Here is a 26,239-nt window from a genome sequence, read left to right as displayed (position 1 = left end):
CCGAGAGACGTAACTAGCGCTGCTAGTTTTTGGTGAGTTCCAGTGTTCCGGAGGGTGTCCCATGTCCGCGTCCGCGAAGCTGCCCCCGTTCGACGCCGCCGACCCGCTCGGGATCGACGACCTGCTCGACCCGGAGGACCTGGCGATCCGGGACACCGTCCGCGGCTGGGCGGCCGACCGGGTGCTGCCGTACGTCGCCGACTGGTACGAGAAGGGCGAGCTGCCCGGCATCCGGGAGCTCGCCCGGGAGCTGGGCGGCATCGGCGCGCTCGGCATGTCCCTGACCGGTTACGGGTGCGCCGGCGCCACGGCGGTGCAGTACGGGCTCGCCTGTCTGGAGCTGGAGGCGGCCGACTCGGGCATCCGCTCCCTGGTCTCCGTGCAGGGCTCCCTTGCGATGTACGCGATCCACCGGTTCGGCAGCGAGGAGCAGAAGCGCGAGTGGCTGCCGCGGATGGCCGCCGGCGAGGTGATCGGCTGCTTCGGGCTCACCGAGCCCGACCACGGCTCCGACCCCGCCTCCATGCGCACCCACGCCAAGCGCGACGGCGACGACTGGGTGCTCAACGGCCGCAAGATGTGGATCACCAACGGCTCGGTGGCCGGGGTGGCCGTCGTCTGGGCGCAGACCGAGGACGGCATCCGCGGGTTCGTCGTGCCGACCGACCGCCCGGGCTTCTCGGCGCCGGAGATCAAGCACAAGTGGTCCCTGCGCGCCTCCGTCACCAGTGAGCTCGTCCTGGACGACGTACGGCTGCCCGCCGACGCGGTGCTGCCGGAGGTCACCGGCCTGCGCGGGCCGCTCGGCTGCCTCTCGCACGCCCGCTACGGCATCGTCTGGGGCGCGATGGGCGCCGCGCGCAGCAGTTTCGAGGCGGCCGTGGAGTACGCGAAGACCCGGGAGCAGTTCGGGCGGCCCATCGGCGGCTTCCAGCTCACCCAGGCCAAGCTCGCCGACATGGCGGTGGAACTGCACAAGGGGATCCTGCTCGCCCACCATCTGGGGCGGCGGATGGACGCCGGCCGCCTGCGTCCCGAGCAGGTCAGCTTCGGCAAGCTCAACAACGTCCGCGAGGCCATCGAGATCTGCCGTACGGCGCGGACGATCCTCGGCGCCAACGGGATCTCCCTGGAATACCCCGTCATGCGGCACGCGACCAACCTCGAGTCGGTGCTCACCTACGAGGGCACCGTCGAGATGCACCAGCTCGTGCTGGGCAAGGCGCTCACCGGGCTCGACGCCTTCCGGTGAGCTCCCGGAGGGGGCGGGGCCGGTGAGCGGCCCCGCCTCAGCTCTGGTTGAAGAATCCGTCCTCGCGGCGGGCCGCCGGCTCACCGCTGACGATCTCGGTGTTCGACGGCGTCAGCAGGAACACCCGGGTCGCGACCCGCTCGATCGTGCCCCGCAGGCCGAAGGTCAGCCCGGCCGCGAAGTCGACCACGCGCTTGGCGTCGGAGGGCTCCATCGCCGTGAGGTTCATGATGACCGGGACGCCGTCCCGGAACAGTTCACCGATGGCGCGGGCGTCCCGGAAGCTGTCCGGGGTGACCGTGCCGATCCGGCGGCCCTTCTCCTCGGCCGTGTCCGTGGCCACCTTCACCCGGGGGTCCGTGACCCAGGCGTCCGCGGACTCGGTGCCCTCGGAGTAGTCGTCGTCGTAGTAACGCTCGTCATCGTTGTCGTCGACGAGGCCGAGCCACGCACTCGCCTTGCGTACCGATCCCATGGACGCCTCCTCTCACAGCTGTCTTCTTGCTTTCGGCATCCCTATGGTCATCCATGATGCGGACGGTGCGCCAAGTGGATAGACGCCGCGCGGGGGGTTTGTGACGGTACTGGTGCACAGCGGATACGTCGAGAGCCCGTGTACCCCAAGGGTCATGACTCATACGGCTGCTGACTGTGAGTGAAATATGATTGTCGTTGGCGTATGGGTGATGCACGGAGCGTATGGGTGAACGGCATACCTGATACGAGCCGACAGTCGGCCGATACGATGCCCCGGCTCGCGTTCACGGCACATCACGGGGGATCGGCGTGTTCGGAATCGTACGGCCGTGCAGTCACCGGCTGGGGGAGGGCCTGAGGGCCCAGTGGATGGCGCACCTGTGCGGACTGTGTCTCGCCCTGCGCCGTGACCACGGACAGTTCGCCCGCGTCGTGACCAACTACGACGGCCTGCTGATATCCGTCCTGACGGAGGCTCAGGCCGGTCCGGTCGAGGGGTCCCGGCGCACCGCCGGGCCGTGCGCGCTGCGCGGCATGCGGACGGCGTCCGTCGCCCAGGGCGAGGGCGCCCGGCTCGCCGCGGCCGTCTCGCTGGTCCTCGCCTCCGCCAAGGTGCGCGACCACGTCGCCGACCGGGACGGGCTGCTGGCCCGCAGGCCGGTCGCCCTCGCGGCGCGCCGGGTCGCGGCGGGCTGGGGCAGGGCCGGGGCGCACAGCGGCGCCGCCGTCGGCTTCGACACCGGCGTCCTCGTCGACGCCGTCGACCGGCAGACCGGCATCGAGACCCTCGCGGGGCTCGGCACACCGCTGCTGACCGTCACCGAGCCGACCGAGACGGCGACCGCGGCCGCCTTCGCGCACACCGCCGTGCTGGCCGGCCGGCCGGGCAACGCAGAGCCGCTGGCCGAGGCCGGCCGCCTCTTCGGCCGGCTCGCGCACCTGCTGGACGCCGTGGAGGATCAGGAGGCGGACGCGCGCTCGGGCGCCTGGAACCCGCTCACCGCCACCGGCACCCCGCTCACCGAGGCCCGCCGGCTCGCCGACGACGCCCTGCACGGCATCCGGCTGGCGCTGCGCGAGGCGGAGTTCACCGACGGCAAACTGGTCCACCTGCTGCTCGCGCACGAGCTGGGCCGCTCGGTGGACCGGGCGTTCGGCGACCACGCGTGCGGGCACGCGCCCGAGGCCTCCTTCGGGCCGCCCCCGGGGCACCAAGCGCCGCCGGCGCCGGGCAATCCGTACGGCGCCCCCTTCGGCGGCGAGCCGCCGCGCCCGGACAAGCGGGGCTTCTGGGCCGGGTGCGCGGCCGCCCTGGGGGTGTGCTGCACCTGCAAGGTGTGCTGCGCCGACGAGTACGAGGGCCCCTGGTCCCGGAAGAAGCGCGAGGGCTGGTGCGGAAACTGCGACTGCTCGTGCTGCGAGGCCTGCCAGTGCTGCGAATGCTGCGAGTGCTGTTCCTGCTGCGACTGCTAGGGGACCATCCGGAGGGGTGAATTCCGGCCATGCCCGGGACGAGGGCGGCCGAGGGCGGGACCGGGGCCGCCGCCGTCATCGGGGCCCGCGGCCCGGTCGTGGCCGAGAGGACGCCGGCGCACGCCCGTGCGACCCCGTCCGCGCCGGTGAACCCGCCATCGCCCTGGCCGGAACGGGCGGGTGGAGCCGCCCGCCGGTCCCTGCGCGGCGTGCGCGGGCCACCCCGGCCCTGAGCAGGTGTCAAGAGGGCGGCGCGCATAGGTGGTTCAAAGCTTGACGGCCGAAAGGCACCCTTGTGCCGACCGGCCGTTCGGCCGAATACTCCCCCTCAGCGCTTGTCAGGAACATGAGCGATGTTCGGTACCCCGAACGAGTTCCCGACTGCGCCTCACCGGGCCCCGACCCCACGCGGGCCCTCGACTTCCCCTGGGAGGGAATGCAACGTGAGGATCAAGCGCACCACTCCCCGCAGCGGCACCGCAAGACGGACCCGGCTGACCGCCGTGGCGACCGGCTTCCTGGCCGCGGCAGCGTTCGCCGCCCCCACCGCGAACGCCAGCGACGCCCACACGTTCAGCGCCAACCAGCTCACCAGGGCGAGCGACTCCGTCCTCCAGGCCGACGTCCCCGGCACGGCCTGGGCGGTGGACGCCAAGACCAACCGCGTCGTCGTCACCGTCGACAGCACGGTGTCCCAGGCCGAGATCGCCAAGATCAAGCGGCAGGCCGGCGGCAACGCGGGCGCGCTCGTCGTCAAGCACACGGCCGGCAAGTTCAACAAGCTGATCTCCGGCGGCGACGCGATCTACGCGAGCAGCTGGCGCTGCTCCCTGGGCTTCAACGTCCAGGACTCCAGCGGGAACTACTACTTCCTGACCGCCGGTCACTGCACCGACGGCGCGGGCACCTGGTGGTCGAACTCCTCGCACTCGACGACGCTCGGCACCACGGCCGGCTCCAGCTTCCCCGGCAACGACTACGGCATCGTGCGCTACACCAACAGCTCGGTGACCAAGTCCGGCGCCGTGGGCAGCCAGGACATCACCAGCGCCGCGACGCCCTCGGTCGGCACGACCGTCTACCGCCGCGGATCCACCACCGGCACCCACAGCGGCCGGGTCACCGCGCTGAACGCCACGGTCAACTACGGCGGCGGCGACGTCGTCTACGGCCTGATCCAGACCACCGTCTGCGCCGAACCCGGCGACTCCGGCGGCCCGCTGTACGGCGGCAGCACGGCGTACGGCCTGACCTCGGGCGGCAGCGGCAACTGCACCTCCGGCGGCACGACCTTCTTCCAGCCGGTCACCGAGGCGCTGAGCGCCTATGGAGTCCACGTCTACTAGGACGGATCCCGACGGGACCGCCTCCCGTGTCCCCGCGGCCGGACGCGGCCGTGACGGCGACGTGACGGCACCGGGCCCCCGCACGCTCCACGCGTGCGGGGGCTTTCGTGCGCCCGCCTCCGGGTCCCGATGCGGAGGATCGAATTCCGGCCAGCGGCGACGGTCACTGTCCGCAGAGTCGTTGCTCGCACCGGGTGTTTGCAGTGCGAATTCCCGGGGGTGGCCGTGAACTCCCGGGCGGGACGGGGGCGTACGCGTCCTCCGCACGCGCGTCCTGAAGTCGACCTTGTGTGCTCCCTGTGCGGTTCGGAAGAGTGGGCGCCCGTCAACCAGCCTTCCGGCCCGCGCGGTCCCCACAACCCGCGGAGCCGATCCCCCACAGGAGGACGTGAGTTGAAGCACCGACGCATACCCGGGCGGCGGATCGCCGTGGCCGGCGCGGGAGTCGCCGCACTGGTCGCAGCGGGGTTCACCTTCCAGAGTGCGAACGCCAGCGAGCCCGCCGAGTCCGCCCCGCAGGCGCGGACCCTGTCCGCACCGGCGGCCGGAAAGCTCTCTTCGGCGCTCGTGCGGGACCTCGGGTCCGGCGCGGCCGGCAGCTACTACGACGCCCGGGCCAAGAGCCTCGTCGTCAACGTGCTGGACGCCGCGGCCGCCAGGACCGTCGAGGCGGCCGGCGCCAAGGCCAGAGTCGTCGCCAACTCGCTCGCCGAACTCGACGGCGCGCGTTCGACGCTGAAGCGGGACGCGACCATCCCGGGCACCTCCTGGGCGACCGACCCGGTGACCAACAAGGTCGTCGTCACCGCCGACGCGACGGTCTCCGGCGCCGAGTGGAGCAGGCTGGGCAAGGTCGTCGACGGGCTCGGCGGCAAGGCCGAGCTGAAGCGGTCCAAGGGGCGGTACGAGCCCTTCGTCGCCGGCGGCGACGCGATCAGCGGCTCGGGCGGGCGCTGCTCGCTCGGCTTCAACGTGGTCAAGGGCGGGCAGCCGTACTTCCTGACCGCGGGCCACTGCACCGAGGCCATCTCGAGCTGGTCCGACTCCTCGGGCGGCGTCATCGGCCAGAACGAGCAGTCCAGCTTTCCCGGCAACGACTTCGGTCTGGTCAAGTACACGGCCCAGGTCGACCACCCGAGCGAGGTCGACCTGTACAACGGCTCCGCCCAGCCGATCACCGGCGCGGCCGAGGCCACCGTCGGCATGAAGGTCACCCGCAGCGGTTCGACCACCCAGGTCCACGACGGCACGGTCACCGGTCTGAACGCCACCGTCAACTACTCCGAGGGCACGGTCAGCGGTCTGATCCAGACCGACGTGTGCGCCGAGCCCGGGGACAGCGGCGGCTCGCTGTTCTCCGGCGACAAGGCCGTCGGCCTGACCTCCGGCGGCAGCGGCGACTGCACCTCCGGCGGGGAGACCTTCTTCCAGCCGGTCACCGAGGCGCTGTCCGCCACGGGCTCGCAGATCGGCTGACCCGCACCACGCCCGCCTGCCGAAGTCCCGCCCCCGCGCGCGAGGGCGGGACTTCGTGCTGCCAGGGCCCGGATGTTCGACCGGAGCGGCGTTTGCGCAGGTGGGAGGGGGTCCCCGCGATGTCGCACACTTGTTCGAGAATGAGGGTATGGTGGATGACGGAGTAGGGAACTGATGTTCGAGAGCCGTTCGGGACTCACGAGTGCGGGAGGTGCGTGTGCCGGGTTTCGCGCATCTGCGCACCGTCTCCGGGTTCTCCCTGAGGTACGGCGCATCCCACCCGGAGCGGCTGGCCGGGCGCGCCGGGGAGCGGGGCATGGACGCCCTGGCCCTCACCGACCGCGACACCCTCGCCGGGACGGTCCGCTTCGCCAAGGCGTGCGCCCGGGAGGGGGTCCGCCCGCTGTTCGGCGTGAACCTGGCGGTGGCCGGACCGGAGGGCGCCCGGCGCGAGAGGCGCCGCACCCCGGTGCGGGGCGGCGCCTTCATCGACGAGTCGACCCCCCGGGTGACCTTCCTCGCCCGGGACGGCGCCCGCGGCTGGGCCGACCTGTGCGGGATCGTCACGGCGGCGCACGAGGGCGAGGGGACGCCGCTGCTCCCCTGGTCCGGCAACCACGGCGACGGCCTGACCGTGCTGCTCGGGCCGGAGTCGGACGTGGGCCGCGCGCTCGCCGCCGGGCGCCCCGACCGGGCCGCGAGGCTGCTCGCCCCCTGGCGCGAGGTCTACGGTGACGCGCTGCGGCTGGAGGCCGTCTGGCACGGCCGCGCGGGCACCGGCCCCGGCTCCCTGCGGCTGGCCGCCCGTACCGTCGGCTTCGCCGCCGAGCAGCGGGTCCGGCCGGTACTCAGCAACGCCGTCCGCTACGCCGACCCCGGCCAGGGGCCGGTCGCCGACGTGCTGGACGCCGCCCGCCGGCTGGTGCCGATCGACCCCCGCAAGGAGCTGGACTCGGGCGAGGCCTGGCTGAAGGACGCGCAGGCCATGCTGGCGGTCGCCGAGCGGGTGGTGGAGGCGGCCGGCTACCGGCGCGACACCGCCCGCCGGCTGCTGGAGCAGACCGGGGCCACGGCCGCCGAGTGCCTGGTCGACCCCGAGGACGACCTCGGCATCGGCACCGTCCACTTCCCCGAGGCGCACCTCGTGGGCGCGGGCCGCCGCACCGCCCAGCGGGCGCTCGCCTCGCGGGCGGCGGCCGGGATGGTGCGGCTCGGTCACGGCGGCCGGCGCGAGTACTGGGAGCGGATGCACCGCGAGCTGGACATCATCGCCCACCACGGATTCGCCTCCTACTTCCTCACCGTCGCCCAAGTGGTCGACGACGTAAGGGAGATGGGGATCCGGGTGGCCGCCCGGGGTTCCGGCGCCGGCTCCCTCGTCAACCACCTCATCGGCATCGCGCACGCCGACCCGGTCGAGCACGGGCTGCTGATGGAGCGCTTCCTGTCCAAGGAACGGGTGGTCCTGCCGGACATCGACATCGACGTGGAGTCCGCGCGCCGGCTGGAGGTCTACCGGGCGATCATCGGCCGGTTCGGCACCGAGCGGGTCGCGACCGTCTCCATGCCCGAGACCTACCGGGTGCGGCACGCCATCCGGGACGTGGGCGCCGCGCTGTCCATGGACCCGGCCGAGATCGACCGGGTGGCCAAGTCCTTCCCGCACATCCGGGCCCGGGACGCCCGCGCGGCACTGGAGGAACTGCCCGAGCTGAAGGAGCTGGCGGGGGAGAAGGAGAAGTACGGCAGGCTCTGGGAGCTGGTCGAGGGCCTCGACGCGCTGCCGCGCGGGGTCGCCATGCACCCGTGCGGGGTGCTCCTGTCCGACGCCTCCCTGCTCGCCCGTACGCCGGTGGTGCCGACCAGCGGCGAGGGGCTGCCGATGTCGCAGTTCGACAAGGAGGACGTGGAGGACCTCGGGCTGCTCAAGCTGGACGTGCTGGGCGTGCGGATGCAGTCGGCGATGGCGCACGCGGTCGCGGAGGTGGAGCGGGCCGCGGGGGAGCGGATCGACCTGGACGCGGTGGCGCCGGGCGACCCGGCGACGTACGGGCTCATCCGGTCAACCGAGACGCTGGGCTGCTTCCAGATCGAGTCGCCGGGCCAGCGGGACCTGGTGGGCCGCCTGCAGCCGAGCACCTTCCACGACCTGGTGGTCGACATCTCCCTCTTCCGGCCGGGGCCGGTCGCCGCCGACATGGTGCGGCCGTTCATCGAGGCGCGGCACGGGCGGGCGCCCGTGCGCTACCCGCACCCGGACCTGGAGGCGGCGCTGAAGGACACGTACGGGGTCGTCGTCTTCCACGAGCAGGTCATCGACATCGTCTCCGTCCTGACCGGCTGCGGGCGCGGCGAGGCGGACCGGGTGCGGCGCGGGCTGTCCGACCCGGAGTCGCAGGGGCGGATCAAGGTGTGGTTCGCGCAGGCCGCGGCGGCGAACGGATACGACGCGGAGACGATCCGGCGGACCTGGGAGATCGTCGAGGCCTTCGGCTCCTACGGCTTCTGCAAGGCCCACGCCGTCGCCTTCGCCGTGCCGACCTACCAGTCGGCGTGGCTGAAGGCGCACCACCCGGCCGCCTTCTACGCCGGGCTGCTCACGCACGACCCCGGGATGTACCCCAAGCGGCTGCTGCTGGCGGACGCCCGGCGGCGCGGGGTGCCGGTCCTGCCGCTGGACGTGAACGTGTCCGGGGTCGCACACAGGATCGAACTGGTGTCTGAATCAGGGGTGTGGGGACTGCGGCTCGCGCTCAGCGACGTGCACGGCATCAGCGAGGCCGAGGCGGAGCGGATCGCGGCCGGGCAGCCGTACGCCTCCCTGCTGGACTTCTGGGAGCGGGCTCGCCCGAGCCGCCCGCTCGCCCAGCGGCTGGCCCAGGTGGGCGCGCTGGACGCGTTCGGCGCCAACCGCCGTGACCTGCAACTTCACCTGACCGAGCTGCACCGGGGCGCCCGGGGCGGCGGCGGGGGACAGCTCCCCCTCGCCGGGGGCCGCAAGACCGCCTCGGCCGGCCTGCCCGACCTGACCCCGGAGGAGCGGCTCAGCGCCGAGCTGGGCGTGCTGTCCATGGACGCCTCGCGCAATCTGATGGACGACCACCGGGAGTTCCTCGAGGAGCTGGGCGTGGTGTCCGCGCGCCGGCTGCGCGATGCGAGGCACGGGGAGACGGTGCTGGTCGCGGGCGCCAAGGCGGCCACCCAGACGCCGCCCATCCGGTCCGGCAAGCGGGTCATCTTCTCCACGCTGGACGACGGCACGGGCCTGGTCGACCTCGCCTTCTTCGACGACTCCCACGACGCCTGCGCGCACACCGTCTTCCACTCCTGGCTGCTGCTGGTGCGCGGTGTGGTGCAGCGGCGCGGCCCGCGCAGCCTCAGCGTGGTGGGCTCGGCCGCCTGGAACCTCGCCGAACTGCTGGAGGTGCGCCGCGCGGAGGGCCTCGACGGGGTCGCGGCCCGGCTCGCCGGTCCGCCCGGCCCCGCGCCGGACGGCCCCGCGCCGCGGGACGGCGACGGTCCGTCCCGGGCCCGCGTCGCCGGTTCGGACGGGCTGCCCCGGCCGGCCGGTTCGGCGGCCCGCGACCCGATGGAGGGCCGGACGATCCGCATGCCCACGGGGTACGAGATGCACCCCTGGGCCGATCTGCGCCCCGCGGGCGAAGGGCCCGCGGTGGGAAGGAAGTTGTGGCACCAGAGTCCGGGGAGTGCGGGATGACCATCCTCTGCGTACGTTTCCATCTGCCGCCGATGCACGAGGCGGCCCTGCCCGGCCTGATCGGGCTGCTGGAGGAGTTCACCCCGGTCGTGGAGGCGCTGCCGCCGGACGGGGCGCTGGCCGATCTCCGGGGCGCCGAAAGGTACTTCGGGCGCGGCGCGGTGGAACTGGCCTCGGTGATCCGGGTCCGCGCCCTCGCGCTGCACGGCGTCGACTGCGTGATCGGCGCCGGACCGGGCCCGATGCTGGCCCGTATGGCGCTGCGCGACGCCCGCCCCGGGGTGACCCGCGCCGTCCCCGACGAGCCGGACGCCATCGCGGAGTTCCTCGCCGGCCGGCCCGTGGCCGCGCTGCCCGGCGTGGGCCCGGCGACCGCCCGCACCCTGTGCGAGTACGGCCTGGACACGCTCGGCCGGGTGGCCGGCGCGCCCCTGTCCACGCTCCAGCGGCTGATCGGCGCGAAGGCGGGCCGCGAGCTGCGCGAGCGGGCGAACGGCGTCGACCGCGGCCGGGTCGTGCCGAACGCTGTCTCCCGCTCCCTCGCCGCCGAACGCCCCTTCGACCTCGACGAGCTGGACCCCGGCCGGCACCGCGGGGCGCTGCTGTCGGCCGCCGAGGAGATCGGGGCCCGGCTGCGCGCGGTGGAGAAGGTCTGCCGCACCCTGACCCTCACCGTGCGCTACGCCGACCGCACCTCGACCACCCGCAGCCGCACCCTGGCGGAACCGACCGCGCACTCGGCGGCCCTGACGAGGGCGGCCTACGGCATGTACGAGGCGCTCGGCCTGCAGCGCGCCCGGGTCCGGGCTCTCGTCCTGCGCGCCGAGGGTCTGACCCCCGCCGACCAGGCCGCCCACCAGCTCACCTTCGACCCGGTGGACGAGAAGGTCCGCCGCATCGAGGAGGTCGCGGACCGCGCCCGGGCGAAGTTCGGCCCTCGGGCGGTGATGCCGGGGACGCTGGCCGCCTGACTCCCCGGCGCGGAGGCTCAGTTGGCCCACGGCGGAGTGATGACCGTGCCGTCGGCCAGCCGGGCCGTGAGGCCCACCGAGGTGGTGACCCACGAGAGCGCGGTGTGGTCGGTGGGGTTCTCCACGGCCAGGGTCGCACCGGCGCCGACGATCACCGTGTCGCCGGCGCGGACGCGCTCGGTGTCGCCGTCGAGGGTGATCAGCAGTTCGCCGACGAGCAGGTGGAAGATCTCCTCCCGGTCGACGGTGTGGGCCGGCGCCCTGGTCCCGGCGGGGATCTCGCCCCGCCACGCGCACAGCTCCCTGCTCCCGGTGAGCGGGGTGGCGTACGAGACGAAGCGGGCGCCGTGGATCTCATGGGTCACGGCCTCGGCCGCGCGGACTACGGGCATGGTGGTCTCCGTCCAAGTGGTCAAGTGGCTTGACTATATGGTCAAGCTGCTTGACCTTTTCGTCAAGGGTGTTTCAATGCCTGCGTGCAGAACTCCGAAGCCATGGCCCTGTCCGCAGCCCTGCTCGCCGCCGCGGGCGACCTCGTCCAGCGCATCCACGACGGGGTCGGGGCCCGCGGCTTCACGGACGTCCGGCCCGCCCACGGCTTCGCCTTCGCGCGGCTCGCGCCGAACGGCGCCACCGTCACCGAACTCGCCGCGCACCTCGGGGTGACCAAGCAGGCCGCGAGCCAGCTCGTGGAGGAGATCGTGCGCAAGGGGTACGCCGAGCGGCGCCCGCATCCCGCGGACGCGCGGGCCCGGCTCGTCGTGCTCACCGGGCGCGGCCGGGAGTGCACGCGGGCCGCGGAGGCGGCGGCCGCCGAGGTGGTGGGGGCGTGGGCGGAGCTGCTGGGCGAGGGCGAGGCCGCCGCGCTGCGTGAGCGCCTGCTGCGGATCGCGCCCCACGGCCCCGTACGGCCCGCCTGGTGACGGTCCGTCAACACCCCGGCGAGCGCGCGGTTATCACTGGAAGTTTTTACTGACGCGTAACTTCACACGTCCACTACTCGCCCGTAACTTGACGAGTGAACAGCATCCTCGTGATCCGGATCACAGGGACAGGTCGTCCGCCGCACCTCCCTTGAGCCGCAAGGAGATCACACGATGCTGCCCTGGAAGCGAGTGCTCAGACCCCTCGCCGCGCTGCTCCTCACCGCCGCCGTCGCCATCGTCCCCGCCGCCACCGCGCACGCCGCCACCGCCCCCAGCTCGGGCTGGAACGACTACTCCTGCAAGCCCTCCGCCGCCCATCCCCGCCCGGTCGTCCTGGTCCACGGCACCCTCGGCAACTCCGTCGACAACTGGCTCTCCCTCGCCCCGTACCTGAAGCACCGCGGGTACTGCGTCTTCTCCCTCGACTACGGCCGGCTGCCCGGCGTCCCCCTCTTCCACGGCCTCGGCCCCATCGACGAGTCGGCCGAGCAGCTCGCCGCCTACGTCGACGAGGTGCTCGGCGCCACCGGTGCCGCCAAGGCCGACCTCGTCGGCCACTCCCAGGGCGGCATGATGCCCCGCTACTACCTCAAGTTCCTCGGCGGCGCCGCCAAGGTGAACGCCCTCGTCGGCCTCGCCCCCGACAACCACGGCACCGACCTGAGCGGACTGACCAACCTGCTGCCCTACTTCCCGGGCGCCGCGGACCTGATCAAGTCCAACACTCCCGGCCTCGCCGACCAGATCGCCGGCTCCGCCTTCCTCACCAAGCTCAACGCGGGCGGCGACACCGTCCCCGGAGTGCGGTACACCGTCATCGCCACCAAGTACGACGAGGTGGCGACCCCCTGGCGCAACCAGTACCTGAGCGGCCCGGACGTCCGCAACGTCCTGCTCCAGGACCTGTGCCCGCTCGACCTCTCCGAGCACGTGGCGATCGCCCTGTTCGACCGGATCGCCTTCCACGAGGTGGCCAACGCCCTCGACCCGGCCCACGCCACCGCCACCACCTGCGCGTCGGTCTTCGACTGACGCACCGCCGGGGCCCGTCCGGCCTGAGCCGCCGGACGGGCCCCGGAGTCCCGCACGGCTCAGCGGCCCGGCCGGCCGCCCGCCGCGCGCCGCCGCACCGAGAGGAACAGCGCCGCCGAACCCAGCGCCAGCGCCGCCACCCCGCCGATCGCGGCGTACGAGGTGCCGGTGGAGGCGCCCGTCTCCGCCAGGTTCCGCGCCCCGTCGGCGGCCTCCGGCCGGCCCGCCCCGGCCGCCGCCGCGACCGGCCGCGCGGACGTGCCCGCCTCGTCGTCCCCGTGCCCGCGGTGCTCGACCGTCGACCTGCCGGAACCCGCCTCGATCTGCTCGTCGGAGGGCGCGGAGGCGCTCGGCGCCGGGGTGGAGCCGCCGCCGGCGGCGCTGTCCCCGGCGGCATCGCCGCCGGCGGTGGTACCGGCGCCGCCGCCGAAGTCCACGTCGGAGCAGGAGTAGAAGGCCTCCGGACTGTCCGAGCGCTGCCAGACCGCGTACAGGAGCTGTCTGCCGGTGCGCTCGGGAAGGGCGCCGGTGAAGGTGTAGAAACCGCCCGAGGCGACCGGGTCGGTGGCCGTCGCGACCGGGTGCCCCAGGTCCAGCTCCGACCAGGCGAGCGGCTTGGACGGGTCGTAGCCCGGCCTGGTCGCGTACACCGTGAAGGTGCCCTTGTGCGGGGCGGTCACCCGGTACCTGAAGGTGTACGCCCCGCTGTGCACGCTCGTCGCCGGCCAGTCGGAGCGGGCCAGGTCCAGTCCCTTGAACTCCTCGTTCCCGGCGCTGCACAGCTCGCCGTCGGCGATCAGCTCCCGGTGGCGCCCGGCGGCGTCGCCGATCCGGACGCCGTTCCAGTCGTACAGCGCCTGGGTGCCGCCCGCCGCCACGGCCGCCCCGCACGCCGCCGACCGCGGGCTCTCCGGGCCCTCGGCGTAGCACTGGGCGACCCGGCTGACCGGGCCGCCCATCGAGCCGTGCGCGGACGCGGGCACCGCGGCGAGCGCGGTCATGCCGAGAGCGGCGACGGTGACGGCGACGGCCTTGCGGCGTGCGGGCATGGGGGAACTCCTCGGAACGGTCCTCTGGGGCGGGTCGGATCCCGTGGGGAGTCTTGAAGCTAGCCCCGGGAAGCCCTTCGATCAGCCGCCGGGAGCGCTTCCGGGAGATCCTTATGGCGGCGTTAAGGGAGCGCTGAGCCTGGGCTCAGGCAGCCGTACGGGCAGGTGACGCGGGGCGACCGGACGGATGCGCGGCGAAGCGGCCCGTTTGAGCGCGGGAGATCGGTGCAGGCGCAGGGGGTACGACGGCGAAAGGAACGTGTTCATGGCGGCGACCGACGACGAGCCCGTGGACCACGCAGCGGTCAGGCGTCACCGGACCCTGTTCCGCGCGATCGAGCGACGACGCCACCCGAAGCTGCGCCGCAGCGACATCACCGTGACCGACGAGGCGGCGGTCAAGCGCGCCACCAAGGCGGCCGCGCTCGGCAACGCGATGGAGTGGTACGACTTCGGCATCTACAGCTACCTCGCCTCCACCATCGGCCAGGTCTTCTTCCCCTCCGCCAGCGGCACCGCCCAGCTGCTCAGCACGTTCGCCACCTTCGCGGTCGCCTTCCTCGTGCGTCCGATCGGCGGCATGGTCTTCGGGCCGCTCGGCGACAAGCTCGGCCGCAAGCGCATCCTCGCCGCGACCATGATCATGATGGCGGTGGGGACGTTCGCCATCGGCCTCATCCCCTCGCACGACGCCATCGGCCTGTGGGCCCCGGCCCTGCTGATCCTGTTCCGGCTGGTGCAGGGGTTCTCGACCGGCGGCGAGTACGGGGGCGCGTCGACCTTCATCGCCGAGTACGCGCCCGACAAGCGGCGCGGCTACTTCGGCAGCTTCCTGGAGTTCGGCACGCTCGCCGGGTACGTCGGGGCCTCCGGCCTCGTCGTCGTCCTCAGCAGCTTCCTCAGCGACGACCAGATGCTGCACTGGGGCTGGCGCGTCCCCTTCCTGGTCGCGGCCCCGCTCGGCCTCATCGGCCTGTACCTGCGGCTCAAGCTGGACGAGACGCCGGCGTTCCAGAAACTGGAGGGCGGCCAGGTCAAGGCGACCGAGGCCGCGGACGCGGTGGAGACCTCCGCCGCCGGAGACCTCGGCAGGATCTTCACCCGCCACTGGCGGCCGCTGCTGCTGTGCCTCGCGCTCGTCGCGGCGTACAACATCACCGACTACATGCTGCTGTCGTACATGCCGACGTACCTGTCCGACGAACTCGGCTACGGGACCAACCACGGGCTGCTGATCCTGCTGGTGGTCATGGTGCTGCAGATGTGCGTCATCAACCAGGTCGGACGGCTCTCGGACCGCTTCGGACGCAAGCCGCTGCTGATGACGGGCATGCTCGGGTTCCTCTTCCTGTCCGTGCCGTCCTTCCTGCTCATCCGGCAGGGCAGCGTCGTCCTCATCGCCCTGGGCCTGGTTCTGATGGGCCTCTCCCTGGTGGCGATGCTCGGCACGATGTCGGCGGCGCTCCCGGCGATCTTCCCCACCCACGTCCGCTACGGCTCCCTCGCGGTCGCCTACAACCTGTCGACGTCGCTGTTCGGCGGCACGACCCCGCTGGTGATCACCGCGCTGATCGGCGCCTTCGGCACCAACCTCATGCCGGCCTACTACGCCACGGCGGCCGCCGTCGTGGGCGTCGTCGCCGTCCTGTGCATGAAGGAGACGGCCAACGAACCGCTCGCCGGCTCTCCGCCCTCCGTCGAGACCGAGGAGGAGGCCGCCGAGCTCGTCCAGGTCCAGTTCGCCGACCCCAGGTTCTGAGACCCCGGCGGCCCGCTCACCGGCGGAGGCGGGCCGTCTACCCGTCGGGCCACCAGGTGCGTGCGACGTCCTTGCGCACCTCGGGACGCCCCGCCGGGCGCTCTTCCGCCTCTTCACGGAGCCGGCGGCTGTCCGTCCTCTTCAGCGGCTTCTGCACGGTCACACGGCGCATGGCTGCCTCCTCACAGGGCCCACCGAGTTCCGTGTTGCCACGGAGATAGGCGCTTTTGGGGAGAATTGCTCATCGATGCCGGATTGTCAGTGGCGGATGTCACGCTACGGGCCATGACGAACGAGAGCGGACAGCGGGCCGCGGCCGACGCCGAGGTGGACTGGGACGCGCAGGCCGCGTCCTTCGACGACGAGCCGGACCACGGCCTGCGCGCCCCGGAGGTCCGGGCCGCCTGGGCGGCCCGGCTGCGCGACTGGCTGCCCGCACGGCCCGCCGACGTCCTCGACCTCGGCTGCGGCACCGGCAGCCTGTCGCTCCTCGCCGCCGAGCAGGGACACCGCGTGACCGGGGTGGACGGCTCCCCGGCCATGGTCGCACTGGCACGCGCCAAGCTCGCCGGGCGCGACGCGGCGGTCCTCCTCGGGGACGCGACGTCACCGCCGGTGGGCGAGGAGCGGTACGACGTGGTCCTGGTCCGGCACGTGCTGTGGTCCCTGCCCGACCCCGCGCGCGTCCTGCGCCACTGGCGCGCCCTGCTGCGGCCCGGGGGCCGGTTCGTGCTGGTCGAGGGCGTCTGGGGGACCCTGAGCCCGGTGGGCATACCCGCCGCCCGGCTGGTGTCCCTGCTGGAGCCGGTCACCCTCGACGCCCGGGTGGAGCGGCTGTCCGGCGACCCGGCGCTGTGGGGCGGGGCCGTGGACGACGAGCGGTACGCGGTGCTGGCGACCGTGTAGCGGCGGGCGGGCCCGCGGGGCCTGCGGGCTCAGGGCAGCAGGCCGTCGAAGCCGCCCTCGCGGGCCAGCGCCTCCAGCTCGTCCAGCGCGGCCGCGGCGGCGGCCGCCGCCGCCGGGTCCCGCTCCGCCAGCCCGCTCTCGGCGAACTCGTCCTCGTCCAGCCGCCGTACGTCCCGGCCGTCGGCCGAGCGCCACAGGTCCAGGTCCAGGTCCTCGACGACGAGTTCGGCGCCGGACCGGGTGGCCGGCCGGGTGATGTCGCAGTACCAGCCCTTCAGGGTGCCGTCCGCGGCCTGGACCTCCTTCACCGAGTACCACCGGTCCAGCCAGTAGTGCTCGGTGAAGACGTCGCCCGGTTCGAAGCGCACGAACCCGAAGTCGCGCACGCCGTCGCCCGCCCACGCCGCCCGCACCGAGACGCGGGCGCCGTCCTCGTGCAGCAGCTCCGCCGGGTAGCGGATCTTCGTACGGCCGCCCTTGACCAGGACGACCTCCACCCGGCCGGCCGGCTCAGCCGGCGGTGCGGACATAGCGCACCTCCGTCGCGCAGATCTCGTACCCGAGCCACCTGTTGATCGCGATCATCGGGTCGTTCCCGGCGTCGTAGCCCGTGAAGGCCTCGGTGACGCCGGCGGCCCGGGCCCGGTGCAGAGAGTGGATCTTGGCGAGCTTGGCCAGGCCGCGGCCGCGGTGGCTGCGCAGGGTGCCGGTCATCGAGGTGGTGTAGCGGCCGGCGCCGTCGGTGTAGGCCGCGGTGAAGGCGACCGGCCGGCCGTCGACGACCGCGGCGGTGGTCAGCTCGCGGTCCAGCAGCGGGTGCCGCCAGTTCTGCTCGAGCCAGGCGTCGTAGTCCGTCAACTCGACGGGCACCATGCCCGGTTCGTCGGTCACCGTCGCCGCGTCCAGCTCGAACAGCGGGCGCGGGTCGTCTGCGAAGTCCGCGGCCGAGCGCAGCTCGACGCCCGGCGGGGTCTCCAGGAGCGGCGGCAGGGCGCCGTTCGCCAGGTCGAGGCGGAGGAAGTGGGCCGGGCGTCCGGAGGTGAAGCCGTGCCGCTCGGCGAAGGCGCGGTTGGCGGGCTCGTCGAGGACCCAGGTGTACAGCTTGGTCGCCCCGACGGCGTCCAGGTGCTCCTCGGCCGCGCGGACGAGCAGCCGGCCGGCTCCCCGGCCGGTCCGGTCGGGCCGGACGTAGACGTTGAGGAAGCCCTGGCCCGGCTCCGGGCTCTCGTGCGCCAGGGACACCCCGGCCACGCCGATGACCTCGCCGTCCTCGACGGCGACCAGCGAGCGGAAGTGGGCGTCGGGATGGCTGTTCGTGATGAGGTGGCGGACCGACTCCGGGGTGAACAGCATGTAGGGCAGCGTGAGTTGGCGGACCCGGGCGTATTCCGCCGTCTCGTCCGGGACGTCGAGGCGCAGATCGCGCACGATCACTGTCATGGGGAGGCACCGTACGGGCCGGGGCGCCGGGGGTGCCTCCCATTTTCCGCCGGGTGCGGGACAATCGGCCTGTGAGCCTGAAGATCCACATCGACGACAGCGCGCCGCCGTACGAGCAGGTACGGGCGCAGATCTCCGAGCAGGCACGGTCCGGGGCCCTGCCGGTGGGCTACCGGCTGCCGACCGTGCGGGGGCTGGCCGAGTCGCTCGGACTCGCGGTGAACACGGTGGCCAAGGCGTACCGGGCGCTGGAGAGCGACGGGGTGATCGAGACGCGGGGCCGCAACGGCACGGTCGTCGCGGCCGCCGGCCCGGCCGCCGTGCGCGAGGCCGCGTCGGCCGCCCAGGCCTACGCGGAGCGGGCGCACCGGCTCGGCCTGGGGGAGGAGGACGCCCTGGCCGCCGTACGGGACGCCCTGCGGGCGGCCTACGAGGACCGGTGACCTGACCACTCGCAGACCGCGTCCGCGTCGGCGGGCGTGCCCGCCGGGCCCTCGACGGCCGCCGTCAGCGCGCCCGGGCCGGTTCCGGTGTCCGGGTCACGGCGAGGCCCGCCCGGCGCGCCGCCCCCGCGAACGTCACCGCGTCCCTGACCGCCGCGCCCCCGGGGTCGTTGTTGAAGTAGGCGAACACGTCCTCGCCCTCGGGCCAGGTCGTCGCGATCCGGTCCACCCAGGTCTCCAGGGACCGCCTGCCGTAGCGCGGCCACGGCTGGGCGCGCCCCTGGTGGAAGCGGACGTAGCCCCAGCCGGCGGTGCGCCACAGCGGGGTGACCGGGCGGGCCAGCACGTCCGCCCAGCACAGGGCGGCGCCCCGGGACGACAGCACCTCGCGCACCTCGGCCGTCCACCAGGAGTCGTGCCGAGGCTCGACGGCGACCCGGGTGCCCGGCGGGAAGCAGGCCAGGCAAGCGTCCAGCAGGGCGGGGTCCGCGCGCAGGGTCGGCGGTAGCTGGAGGAGGACCGGGCCCAGCCGGTCGCCCAGGCCCGCCGCGTGGGTCATCAGCCGGTGCACCGGCTCCTCGGGCTCCCGCAGGCGCTTGATGTGGGTCAGATAGCGGCTGGCCTTGACCGCGACCACGAAGTCCGGCGGCACCCGCACCCGCCAGGCGGCGAAGTTGTCGTAGGAGGGCAGCCGGTAGAAGGCGTTGTTGATCTCCACGGTCCGGAACCGGCGCGTGTACTCCTCCAGCCACAGCCGGGTCGGGACCCCCGCCGGGTAGACGACGTCCCGCCAGTCCTTGTACTGCCATCCCGAGGTGCCGACGAACACGGTCATACGGCCATGAAAGCATCCGGAGCCGCCGCCCTCAGGTCCGCGCAGGGGCCGCCGGTCACAGGTACAGCCCGGCGTCCGCCCCCTCCCGCGCCCCCGGCACCGACGTCGGCGCCGTGCCCCGGCGCAGCGCGTACAGCTCGGCCAGGGTCGCGCCCTCCCGGCCGACGCCCTCCTCGGCGCCGAGCCAGCCGACCGCCTCGGCGCGGGTCAGCGGGCCCACCTCGATCCGGGCCAGACAGCGGCCGGGCCGCACGACGGCCGGATGCAGCCGCTCCAGGTCCTCGTTGGTGGTGACGCCGACCAGGACGTTGCGGCCCTGGCCGAGCAGGCCGTCGGTGAGGTTGAGCAGCCGGGACAGGGCCTGCCCCGCGGTGTGCCGGGCCTCGCCCCGGATCAGCTCGTCGCAGTCCTCGAGCAGGAGCAGCCGCCAGCGGCCCTTGCCCGCCGCGTCCTCCTCGCCGATCGCGATGTCCATCAGGTAGCCGACGTCGGAGAAGAGGCGCTCCGGGTCGAGCACGCAGTCCACCTGGCACCAGTCGCGCCAGGAACGGGCGAGCGTGCGCAGCGCGGAGGTCTTGCCGGTGCCGGGCGGCCCGTGCAACAGGAGCAGACGGCCGGCGATGTCCTCCGGGGTCGTCTTCATCAGGCGGTCCATCGCGTCCGCGACGGGCGCGGTGTAGTTGGGCCGGATCTCGTCCCAGGTGCCCGCCGAGATCTGCCGGGTGGTGCGGTGCGGGCCGCGGCGCGGGGAGACGTACCAGAAGCCCATGGTCACGTTCTCCGGCTGGGGCTCCGGCTCGTCGGCCGCGCCGTCCGTCGCCCGGTCCAGGACCGTCTTCGCCAGTTCGGCGCTGGTCGCGGTCACCGTGATGTCCGCGCCCCGGTTCCAGCGGGACACCAGCAGGGTCCAGCCGTCGCCCTCGGCGAGGGTGGCGCTGCGGTCGTCGTCGCGGGCGGCCCGCAGCACCCGGGCGCCGTCCGGCAGCAAGGTCGCGCCGGAGCGCACGCGGTCGATGTTCACCGCGTGCGAGTAAGGCTGCTCGCCCGTCGCGAAGCGGCCGAGGAACAGCGCGTCGACGACGTCGGACGGCGAGTCGGAGTCGTCGACGTGGAGCCGGATCGGCAGAGCGTCGTGTGGGTTCGCAGACATGCCGCCATGATCCGGCACCGATGCCCGCTGCGCACGGCATTTCCACCCCTTGTCCGGGTGTTCCCACCGCTGCCTGACGCCCCGTCGGGCGCAGGGGCGGCGCGGCGCGCAAGACGCCGTGCGGTGAACGTCTCGGGGCGATTGCGTCGAGATGTCGTGAGAAGTCGTTGAGCGCCGAAAAGTTTTTGGCATGGACACTTCCAGTCAACACGCGTAGTTGCTACGACAGTTGAGGCAGAGATCCTGCTAAAGGGAGGTTCCATGAGACGTTCCCGACTTACCGGATTCGTGACCTCGCTCCTCCTCGCCACCGGCCTCTCCCTCACCGGGGCCGCCACGGCGCAGGCCTCCTCGACGGCCGTGACCGGCGGCTACGTGGCGCTCGGCGACTCCTACTCCTCGGGGGTCGGATCGGGCAGTTACATCAGCTCCAGCGGCAGTTGCGACCGCAGCACCAAGGCGTACCCGTACCTGTGGAACGCCGCCCACAGCCCTTCCTCCTTCGCCTTCAACGCCTGCTCGGGCGCCAAGACCGGCGACGTGCTGGCCAACCAGCTCGGCTCGCTCAACTCCTCGACCGGCCTGGTCTCCATCACCATCGGCGGCAACGACGCCGGTTTCGCCGACGTCATGACGACCTGTGTCACCTCGTCCGACAGCACCTGCCTGGCCAAGATCAACACCGCCAAGGCGTACGTCGACTCCACGCTCCCCGGCAAGCTCGACACCGTGTACGACGCGATCAGCGCCAAAGCCCCGTCCGCGCGGGTCGTCGTCATCGGCTACCCCCGCTTCTACAAGCTCGGGCAGACCTGCCTGGGCCTCTCCGAGACCAAGCGGTCCGCGATCAACGACGCGGCCGACTACCTCGACAACGCCGTCCAGAAGCGCGCCCTCGACCACAACTTCGTCTTCGGCGACGTACGCACCACGTTCACCGGTCACGAGATCTGCTCCAGCAGCTCCTGGCTGCACAGCGTCAACTGGCTCGACATCGGCGAGTCGTACCACCCGACCGCGACCGGCCAGTCCGGCGGCTATCTGCCGGTGCTCACCAACGCGGCCTGAGCCGGGCGGGTGAGGCCGTCAACCGCGGCCCAGCCGGGGCCGACCCGTGGGAGTGAACTCTCAGGGCGAGCCCGAAGGTGAGGCGGAGGCCCCGTCCGACGGGGTCTCCGTCTCAGTCGTGCAGGTCACCGAGAACGGCACCGCGTTCGACGTGGTCCGCACCGGAGCGCGCACCTGCACGCTGATCTCGTTCTCCACCGTCCCGCCGTCGGCGTACGCGGTGACGGTCACCCGCACCCGCCCGCTCCTCCCGCCGTCCGCGGGGAAGTCCAGCGTCCGCCACCCCGGGTCGGAGACGGACCCGTGCGCGAGGACCCACCGGTACTCCACCCGCGCCGGCAGCCGCCCGACGGTGAACGTCGCCGTGAACGCGGGCGCCCCCGCGTCCGGCGGCGGGCAGCTCCCGGCGTACTCCGTGTGCGTGCCGGCCAGCGTGACGTGCACCGACTGGGCGGTCGCGGGCCGGCTGCCCGCCGCACCGCCGCCCGGCGCGGACGGCGACCCCCCGGTCCCCGTGCCCGTGCCCGTGCCCGTCTCCGTGGCGGTGCCGGAGGCGCCGGACTGCGTGCCGGCCGTCCTGCCGGTGGGCGTGCCGTCGTCCGCGCGGCCGCCGCCGCTGCCGTGGTCGAGGAGGGCGTACGTCAGCCCTCCGACCGCCAGCAGGAGCGCGAGCAGACCGGCGACGAGCAGCGGCCCGGCACGCCGGCCGCGCTCCGGTCCGGCGGTCGTGGTCCCCGGGTCCGGACGCCCCTCCGGCAGCGGCATCGGCGGGGTGGGAGAGGGCCGGTGCGGCCGGGCCGCGAGCGTCGTGGCGTACGGCGACGCCGCCGCCCCGGCCGCAGCCGTACCGCCCGCCGCGACGGCCCGCAGGTCCCGCTCGGCCCGGTCGGCGGGCAGCCGCTGGGCGGGGTCCTTGCGCAGCAGCCCCTCGATGACCGGGGTCAGCGGCCCGGCCCGGCGCGGCGGTGGCAACTCCTCGTCCACGACGGCCCGCAGGGTGCTCAGCGGGGTGTCCTGCCGGAACGGCGAGCTGCCCTCGACGGCGGCGTACAGCAGCACGCCCAGCGACCACAGGTCCGACTCCGGGCCCGGCGTGCGCCCCAGCGCCCGCTCCGGCGCGAGGAACTCGGGCGAGCCGATCACCTCTCCGGTCATCGTCAGCGCGGAAGTCCCCTCGACGGTGGCGATGCCGAAGTCGGTCAGCACCACCCGGCCGTCCCCGGCCAGCAGCACGTTGGCCGGCTTCACGTCCCGGTGCAGCACCCCCGCCGCGTGCGCGGCGCGCAGCGCGGCCAGCACCTCGGCGCCGACGTGCGCGGCCCGCGCGGGCGGCAACGGGCCCTCGCGCTCCAGCCGGTCGGCCAGCGACGGTCCGCGGACCAGCTCCATCACGATCCAGGGGCGTCCGCCCTCCAGCGCCACGTCGTACACCGTGACCACGTTGCGGTCGGCGACCCGGGCCGCCGCCCACGCCTCCCGCTCCAGGCGCGCGTACATCCGCTCGACGTCGGAGGCGGGCAGCCCCGCCGGGGCGCGCACCTCCTTGACGGCCACCTCGCGGTGCAGCACCTCGTCACGGGCACGCCACACGGTGCCCATGCCGCCCTCGCCGAGCGGGGACAGCAGACGGTAACGGCCGGCGATCACGCGTTCGCGGCCCGGCTCTACGGACACGGGCGCCCCCCACGGCATCTGACGTGATTTCTCCACAAAAGTAGCTCAGCCGACGGCGGTTGCCGCCCCCTTGAGCAGCAATCCGGCCCCCAGGGCCACGACGACCAGCGCGGACGCGAGCGGCAGGGTGCGGCGGACCAGTCCGGCCACCGGGTGGGCCGCCCAGCGCGGGCGCCGGTCCAGCATCCCGGCGACGCCCGCGCCCAGCCGGACCACCGCGAACCCGGCCGCCGTCAGCGTCAGCGCCAGACCGGCGCCGTACGCCACGACCAGCAGCAGCCCGAACCACGCCTTGCCGAGCGCCGCCGCGCCCACCAGGACGACCACGGCGGAGGGGCTGGGCACCAGACCGCCGGCGAACCCGAGCAGGATCGTGCCGCGCAGGGTGGGGGCGGTGGGGTGGCTGTGGGTGTGGCCGCCGTGGGTGTGCACCACGCCGTCGTGGGGGGAGTGGTGGTGCTCCTCCTCGTGGGGGTGGTGACGGTGGTGTCCGTCGTGGTGGTGGTGTCCGTGGTCGTGGTGTCCCTCGTGGTGGTGCTCCTGGTGCGGGCGGCCCGCGCCGGCGGCTTCCTCGCCCGCGCCCACCAGCACCAACGGGCGCTCCTGCGCACCCTGTTGAGCCCGCGGATGCGGACGTGTGCGCGCCCGGTCGCGCCAGGCCCGGCGGACCAGGCCGGCGCCCGCCGTGAGCACCAGGGCGCCGCCGGCCATGCCCAGCCAGGCGATCACCGAGGGCGTGGCCGCCGATCCGGCGGTGACGAGCAGACCCAGGGCGACCACGCCGAGGGTGTGCGTCACCGTCACCGACGCGGCCAGGGGCAGCACGTCCCGCAGCCGGGACCGGCCCCCGCGCGCGGCCGCCGTCGCCGCCATCAGGGTCTTGCCGTGCCCCGGGGCGAGGGCGTGCAGGGCGCCGAGTCCGAGCGCGACGATCAGCGCCAGCACGGCGAAGCCGAGGGTGAGGTCGTGCCGGGCCACCAGATCGTCCAGGGCCCTGGTCCAGCGGTCTGCGCCCCGGGGCAGCACGGCGGCGCCGGGCGCGTCCTGCCGCTCCTCGGCGAGGGCCGGACCGCCGGGGCGCACCCTCAGGGAGGCTTCGGCGGTGTCGGCCGGCGACGACAGCAGATCCTTGGGATAGGTGGTCAGTTCGTGCGAGACGGACCGCTCGGGCACGTCCGTCGCGGTGAGCGTCATTCGGTCGCCGCGCGCGGTGATCTCCCGCCAGCCGGGCCCGCCGCCGTTCGCGGCGCCGTGGAAGCCGAGGGCGACCGGCTCGCCCTCCGGCAGCGGCGCGGTGAACCGGCACTCCAGCCGCAGTGTGTGCAGTCCCGCCTGGCCGGGCCGCAGCCGGGCCCGGGCGCTCACGGGGGTCAGCGTGGTGGCGCGGCCCGCGACGGTCAGGGCGCTGTCCCCGGCGGCCCCGGCGCACCGCCGCTCGGCCCACGCGCTCAGACCCAGCCGCCGGACGTCGGGCCCGGCCTGGGTCGCCGGGATCTCCGCGAGGTCCTCCACGTGGTCCACCCGGAGCTGCCCCGGTGCGGCGACGAGCCCGTCGTACCGGTTCACCGTGAAGTTGCCGAGGGGGTGCGCGCTCGCCGCGGCGGCGGGGAGCAGCGCGAGGCCGCAGGCGGCGGTCAGGACGGCCGCGGCCAGGGCGGCCGGGCGGCGGAGCGTCACTTCGCGGCCTCCAGCGCCTTGCGGGCCTCGGCCGCGCCCAGCGGCGAGAAGCCGGGGTTCAGCCGCAGCGCCGCCCGCAGCGAGGCACGCCCGTCCGCGGTACGGCCCGCGGCCAGCTCGATCATGCCGCGGTGGTGGAGGAACGCGGCGTTGCGGTAGCCGGTGGCCGTGGCCCGGCGGGCCAGCGGAAGGGCCTGCTCGTCACGGCCGTTGACGTGCAGCGCCCAGGCGAGGGCGTCCGCGGTGTGCACGGTGTGCCGGCGAGCCCACTCGGCGCGGGCCGCGCGCAGCGCGGCCGCCTTGTCGCCGTGGTCGGCGGCCGCCAGCGCGGTGTCCAGGTCGGCGTCGACGCCGTTGGCCCGGGCCAGCGCCGTCCAGGCGTCCACGAGCGCGTACTGCTCGCGCGCCCGCGCCCTGTCGCCGGCCGCGCCACGGGCCTCGTACAGCTCGCCGAGCGCGACCAGCGGTCCGGGCAGCGGATAGCGCGCGACCACGGACCGCAGTCCCCGGATCGCCTCGTCCCGGTGCCCGCTCGCCGCCTGGGCCCTGGCCCGGCCCTCCAGCGCCGGCAGATAGGTGTCGTCGGCGGCCAGCGCCCGGGAGTAATAATCGAGCGCCGACGCGTACCGGCCCTGGTTCCAGGCGAGCTGGCCGAGCTGCGCCGCCACGTAGGCGACGTCGCCGGGCGAGGCGGACGCGTCGAGTGCCTGCCGGAGGACCCGCCGGGCCGCCGGGACGTCGCCGCGCAGCTCGCGCACATAGGCGTACCGGGTGAACACCGGTACGCCGGGCCTGCGTTCGTCGGCGGTGTCGGCGGCCCGGGACGCCTCCGCGTACCGGCCGAGCTCCACCAGGGCGTCGATCCGGGAGCACAGGGCGCGCTCCCCGTACGGGTTCCGCCGCAGCGCCCGGTCCGCGTAGCCGAGTGCGCCCGTGAAGTCGTGCCGGGCGGCGGCCAGCGCGGCCCGGCCGGCCAGCGCCTGGTCGTTGCCGGGGGCCAGCTCCAGGGACCGCTCGAGTGCCTTCTGGGCCTGCGGATACCGGGCCGGGTCGCCCTTGGTCCGTGCCTGCTCGACATAGGCCAGACCGAGCGTGGCCCAGCCGCCGTGGTCCCGGGGCTGCGACCGCAGATGGGCCTGGAGGGCGGTGACGGCCGCGTCCAGGTTCCCGCCGCCCAGCACTCCGGGATCGACCGCGCCGGAGGCCGCCGCCGGTACCGTCCGGCCGTCCCGCGCGGCCCCGACGGCGATCGCCCCGCCGGTCAGGGCGACCGCCAGCAGCGCCGCCGGCCCCGCGAGCCGCACGGCCCGCCAACGCCGTCCCGCGGCCCCGGCCCGCCGCACGGCGGCCACCCGCTCCTCGGCCCCGGCCGCGCCGCGCGGCTCGTCCGGCGCCGTGCCGGCGTCGGGCCGCGGTGCCGGTCCGGCGCCGGCCGGCGGGGTGCCGGACCCGGCCGTGCGGGCCGTACGCCCGCCGGTCTCCTCGTCGTTGGTGCGCGGGGCCATGCCGTCTCCTGGATCGCCTGGTGCCGTTCGGAAGCGAGAGGGGCGCGGCCCGCCGTGGGGGA

At 74.1% G+C, this 26,239-nt stretch carries 23 protein-coding genes; 12 read left to right on the top strand and 11 right to left on the bottom strand.

What is annotated here, in order from left to right; genetic code table 11:
- Positions 1-61 precede the first annotated feature (61 nt).
- The gene (locus ACZ7JA_RS27005) at positions 62-1,252 is read left to right on the top strand and encodes an acyl-CoA dehydrogenase family protein (RefSeq protein ID WP_351671005.1); all 1,191 of its coding nucleotides are present in this window, start codon (positions 62-64) and stop codon (positions 1,250-1,252) included.
- A gap of 37 nt (positions 1,253-1,289) precedes the next feature.
- On the opposite strand, the gene ACZ7JA_RS27000 is transcribed toward ACZ7JA_RS27005, so the two are convergent.
- Positions 1,290-1,727, bottom strand: coding sequence for a cell division protein SepF (locus ACZ7JA_RS27000; RefSeq protein WP_351671008.1), 438 nt, complete (start codon positions 1,725-1,727; stop codon positions 1,290-1,292).
- Positions 1,728-2,038: 311 nt separating this feature from the next.
- Here ACZ7JA_RS27000 and ACZ7JA_RS26995 point away from each other — a divergent pair, with 311 nt between their 5' ends.
- The 5 genes from ACZ7JA_RS26995 to ACZ7JA_RS26975 all read left to right on the top strand — a co-directional run bounded on the left by ACZ7JA_RS26995 (position 2,039) and on the right by ACZ7JA_RS26975 (position 10,713).
- Positions 2,039-3,202 (top strand): DUF5685 family protein, encoded by a 1,164-nt coding sequence (locus tag ACZ7JA_RS26995; protein WP_470810840.1) that lies wholly within the window; start codon positions 2,039-2,041, stop codon positions 3,200-3,202.
- Between the two features lie 443 nt (positions 3,203-3,645).
- Positions 3,646-4,548 carry a S1 family peptidase gene (locus ACZ7JA_RS26990; RefSeq protein ID WP_351671013.1) on the top strand — a complete coding sequence of 301 codons (903 nt, stop codon included), beginning with the start codon at positions 3,646-3,648 and terminating at the stop codon, positions 4,546-4,548.
- Positions 4,549-4,941: 393 nt separating this feature from the next.
- The gene (locus ACZ7JA_RS26985; RefSeq protein ID WP_389304603.1) at positions 4,942-6,024 is read left to right on the top strand and encodes a S1 family peptidase; all 1,083 of its coding nucleotides are present in this window, start codon (positions 4,942-4,944) and stop codon (positions 6,022-6,024) included.
- Positions 6,025-6,241: 217 nt separating this feature from the next.
- The gene (locus tag ACZ7JA_RS26980) at positions 6,242-9,742 is read left to right on the top strand and encodes a DNA polymerase III subunit alpha (RefSeq protein WP_470810837.1); all 3,501 of its coding nucleotides are present in this window, start codon (positions 6,242-6,244) and stop codon (positions 9,740-9,742) included.
- Positions 9,739-10,713, top strand: coding sequence for a DNA polymerase Y family protein (locus ACZ7JA_RS26975; protein ID WP_351671019.1), 975 nt, complete (start codon positions 9,739-9,741; stop codon positions 10,711-10,713). Before ACZ7JA_RS26980 ends, ACZ7JA_RS26975 begins: the two co-directional genes overlap by 4 nt.
- A 17-nt stretch (positions 10,714-10,730) precedes the next feature.
- On the opposite strand, the gene ACZ7JA_RS26970 is transcribed toward ACZ7JA_RS26975, so the two are convergent.
- Entirely contained in the window at positions 10,731-11,105 is a 375-nt protein-coding gene (locus ACZ7JA_RS26970) for a cupin domain-containing protein (protein ID WP_351671174.1), read from the bottom strand.
- A gap of 84 nt (positions 11,106-11,189) precedes the next feature.
- Here ACZ7JA_RS26970 and ACZ7JA_RS26965 point away from each other — a divergent pair, with 84 nt between their 5' ends.
- Together ACZ7JA_RS26965 and ACZ7JA_RS26960 are read left to right on the top strand one after the other, a co-directional pair.
- Positions 11,190-11,636, top strand: coding sequence for a MarR family winged helix-turn-helix transcriptional regulator (locus tag ACZ7JA_RS26965; protein ID WP_470810834.1), 447 nt, complete (start codon positions 11,190-11,192; stop codon positions 11,634-11,636).
- A 174-nt stretch (positions 11,637-11,810) separates the two neighbouring features.
- Complete coding sequence (locus ACZ7JA_RS26960) at positions 11,811-12,671, top strand: lipase family alpha/beta hydrolase (RefSeq protein WP_389304607.1); 861 nt, start codon at positions 11,811-11,813, stop codon at positions 12,669-12,671.
- A gap of 59 nt (positions 12,672-12,730) precedes the next feature.
- Here ACZ7JA_RS26960 and ACZ7JA_RS26955 read toward each other — a convergent pair whose 3' ends face one another.
- Positions 12,731-13,720, bottom strand: a complete 990-nt coding sequence (locus tag ACZ7JA_RS26955; RefSeq protein WP_470810828.1) for a lytic polysaccharide monooxygenase auxiliary activity family 9 protein — start codon at positions 13,718-13,720, stop codon at positions 12,731-12,733.
- A 265-nt stretch (positions 13,721-13,985) separates the two neighbouring features.
- Here ACZ7JA_RS26955 and proP point away from each other — a divergent pair, with 265 nt between their 5' ends.
- Positions 13,986-15,479: a glycine betaine/L-proline transporter ProP gene (gene proP / locus ACZ7JA_RS26950; RefSeq protein WP_351671029.1), complete on the top strand. Its 1,494-nt coding sequence runs from the start codon at positions 13,986-13,988 to the stop codon at positions 15,477-15,479.
- A 37-nt stretch (positions 15,480-15,516) separates the two neighbouring features.
- On the opposite strand, the gene ACZ7JA_RS26945 is transcribed toward proP, so the two are convergent.
- Entirely contained in the window at positions 15,517-15,651 is a 135-nt protein-coding gene (locus tag ACZ7JA_RS26945) for a hypothetical protein (RefSeq protein WP_351671032.1), read from the bottom strand.
- A gap of 113 nt (positions 15,652-15,764) precedes the next feature.
- Between ACZ7JA_RS26945 and ACZ7JA_RS26940 the strand changes: the two genes are divergently transcribed.
- Positions 15,765-16,385, top strand: coding sequence for a class I SAM-dependent methyltransferase (locus ACZ7JA_RS26940; protein WP_351671034.1), 621 nt, complete (start codon positions 15,765-15,767; stop codon positions 16,383-16,385).
- A 29-nt stretch (positions 16,386-16,414) separates the two neighbouring features.
- Here the strand turns inward: ACZ7JA_RS26940 and ACZ7JA_RS26935 are convergent, their stop codons facing one another.
- Both ACZ7JA_RS26935 and ACZ7JA_RS26930 read right to left on the bottom strand, forming a co-directional pair.
- Positions 16,415-16,915, bottom strand: a complete 501-nt coding sequence (locus ACZ7JA_RS26935) for a ribonuclease FAU-1 family protein (RefSeq protein ID WP_470810825.1) — start codon at positions 16,913-16,915, stop codon at positions 16,415-16,417.
- Positions 16,896-17,825, bottom strand: a complete 930-nt coding sequence (locus tag ACZ7JA_RS26930) for a GNAT family N-acetyltransferase (protein WP_470810823.1) — start codon at positions 17,823-17,825, stop codon at positions 16,896-16,898. The genes ACZ7JA_RS26935 and ACZ7JA_RS26930 overlap by 20 nt, the downstream gene beginning before the upstream one ends.
- Positions 17,826-17,896: 71 nt before the next feature.
- On the opposite strand from ACZ7JA_RS26930, the gene ACZ7JA_RS26925 reads away from it, so the two are divergent.
- The gene (locus tag ACZ7JA_RS26925) at positions 17,897-18,268 is read left to right on the top strand and encodes a GntR family transcriptional regulator (protein ID WP_351671042.1); all 372 of its coding nucleotides are present in this window, start codon (positions 17,897-17,899) and stop codon (positions 18,266-18,268) included.
- Positions 18,269-18,332: 64 nt separating this feature from the next.
- Here ACZ7JA_RS26925 and ACZ7JA_RS26920 read toward each other — a convergent pair whose 3' ends face one another.
- Entirely contained in the window at positions 18,333-19,103 is a 771-nt protein-coding gene (locus tag ACZ7JA_RS26920; protein ID WP_351671045.1) for a DUF72 domain-containing protein, read from the bottom strand.
- Between the two features lie 55 nt (positions 19,104-19,158).
- Positions 19,159-20,253: a DUF5925 domain-containing protein gene (locus tag ACZ7JA_RS26915; RefSeq protein ID WP_450743705.1), complete on the bottom strand. Its 1,095-nt coding sequence runs from the start codon at positions 20,251-20,253 to the stop codon at positions 19,159-19,161.
- Between the two features lie 261 nt (positions 20,254-20,514).
- On the opposite strand from ACZ7JA_RS26915, the gene ACZ7JA_RS26910 reads away from it, so the two are divergent.
- Positions 20,515-21,321 carry an SGNH/GDSL hydrolase family protein gene (locus ACZ7JA_RS26910; RefSeq protein WP_351671049.1) on the top strand — a complete coding sequence of 269 codons (807 nt, stop codon included), beginning with the start codon at positions 20,515-20,517 and terminating at the stop codon, positions 21,319-21,321.
- A 60-nt stretch (positions 21,322-21,381) separates the two neighbouring features.
- On the opposite strand, the gene ACZ7JA_RS26905 is transcribed toward ACZ7JA_RS26910, so the two are convergent.
- The 3 genes from ACZ7JA_RS26905 to ACZ7JA_RS26895 are packed head-to-tail and all read right to left on the bottom strand — an operon-like array spanning position 21,382 to position 26,177.
- Positions 21,382-22,995: a protein kinase domain-containing protein gene (locus ACZ7JA_RS26905; RefSeq protein ID WP_470810820.1), complete on the bottom strand. Its 1,614-nt coding sequence runs from the start codon at positions 22,993-22,995 to the stop codon at positions 21,382-21,384.
- A 45-nt stretch (positions 22,996-23,040) separates the two neighbouring features.
- Positions 23,041-24,672 (bottom strand): nickel transporter, encoded by a 1,632-nt coding sequence (locus ACZ7JA_RS26900; protein WP_470810818.1) that lies wholly within the window; start codon positions 24,670-24,672, stop codon positions 23,041-23,043.
- A complete protein-coding gene (locus tag ACZ7JA_RS26895) occupies positions 24,669-26,177 on the bottom strand; it encodes a tetratricopeptide repeat protein (protein ID WP_470810816.1) in 1,509 nt (502 codons plus the stop codon). Before ACZ7JA_RS26895 ends, ACZ7JA_RS26900 begins: the two co-directional genes overlap by 4 nt.
- Positions 26,178-26,239: the final 62 nt, after the last annotated feature.

The sequence above is a fragment of the Streptomyces sp. NPDC038135 genome, assembly GCF_055601245.1.
This window is presented reverse-complemented; position numbering and strand designations above follow the sequence as displayed.

Coding starts and splice junctions, on each gene's coding strand:
- ACZ7JA_RS26930 (WP_470810823.1), bottom strand. CDS start 17,825: ATGACAGTGATCGTGCGCGATCTGCGCCTCGACGTCCCGGACGAGACG.
- ACZ7JA_RS26970 (WP_351671174.1), bottom strand. CDS start 11,105: ATGCCCGTAGTCCGCGCGGCCGAGGCCGTGACCCATGAGATCCACGGC.
- ACZ7JA_RS27005 (WP_351671005.1), top strand. CDS start 62: ATGTCCGCGTCCGCGAAGCTGCCCCCGTTCGACGCCGCCGACCCGCTC.
- ACZ7JA_RS26915 (WP_450743705.1), bottom strand. CDS start 20,253: ATGTCTGCGAACCCACACGACGCTCTGCCGATCCGGCTCCACGTCGAC.
- ACZ7JA_RS26920 (WP_351671045.1), bottom strand. CDS start 19,103: ATGACCGTGTTCGTCGGCACCTCGGGATGGCAGTACAAGGACTGGCGG.
- ACZ7JA_RS26955 (WP_470810828.1), bottom strand. CDS start 13,720: ATGCCCGCACGCCGCAAGGCCGTCGCCGTCACCGTCGCCGCTCTCGGC.
- ACZ7JA_RS26940 (WP_351671034.1), top strand. CDS start 15,765: ATGACGAACGAGAGCGGACAGCGGGCCGCGGCCGACGCCGAGGTGGAC.
- ACZ7JA_RS26975 (WP_351671019.1), top strand. CDS start 9,739: ATGACCATCCTCTGCGTACGTTTCCATCTGCCGCCGATGCACGAGGCG.
- ACZ7JA_RS26895 (WP_470810816.1), bottom strand. CDS start 26,177: ATGGCCCCGCGCACCAACGACGAGGAGACCGGCGGGCGTACGGCCCGC.
- ACZ7JA_RS26935 (WP_470810825.1), bottom strand. CDS start 16,915: ATGTCCGCACCGCCGGCTGAGCCGGCCGGCCGGGTGGAGGTCGTCCTG.
- ACZ7JA_RS26945 (WP_351671032.1), bottom strand. CDS start 15,651: ATGCGCCGTGTGACCGTGCAGAAGCCGCTGAAGAGGACGGACAGCCGC.
- ACZ7JA_RS26910 (WP_351671049.1), top strand. CDS start 20,515: ATGAGACGTTCCCGACTTACCGGATTCGTGACCTCGCTCCTCCTCGCC.
- proP (WP_351671029.1), top strand. CDS start 13,986: ATGGCGGCGACCGACGACGAGCCCGTGGACCACGCAGCGGTCAGGCGT.
- ACZ7JA_RS26960 (WP_389304607.1), top strand. CDS start 11,811: ATGCTGCCCTGGAAGCGAGTGCTCAGACCCCTCGCCGCGCTGCTCCTC.
- ACZ7JA_RS27000 (WP_351671008.1), bottom strand. CDS start 1,727: ATGGGATCGGTACGCAAGGCGAGTGCGTGGCTCGGCCTCGTCGACGAC.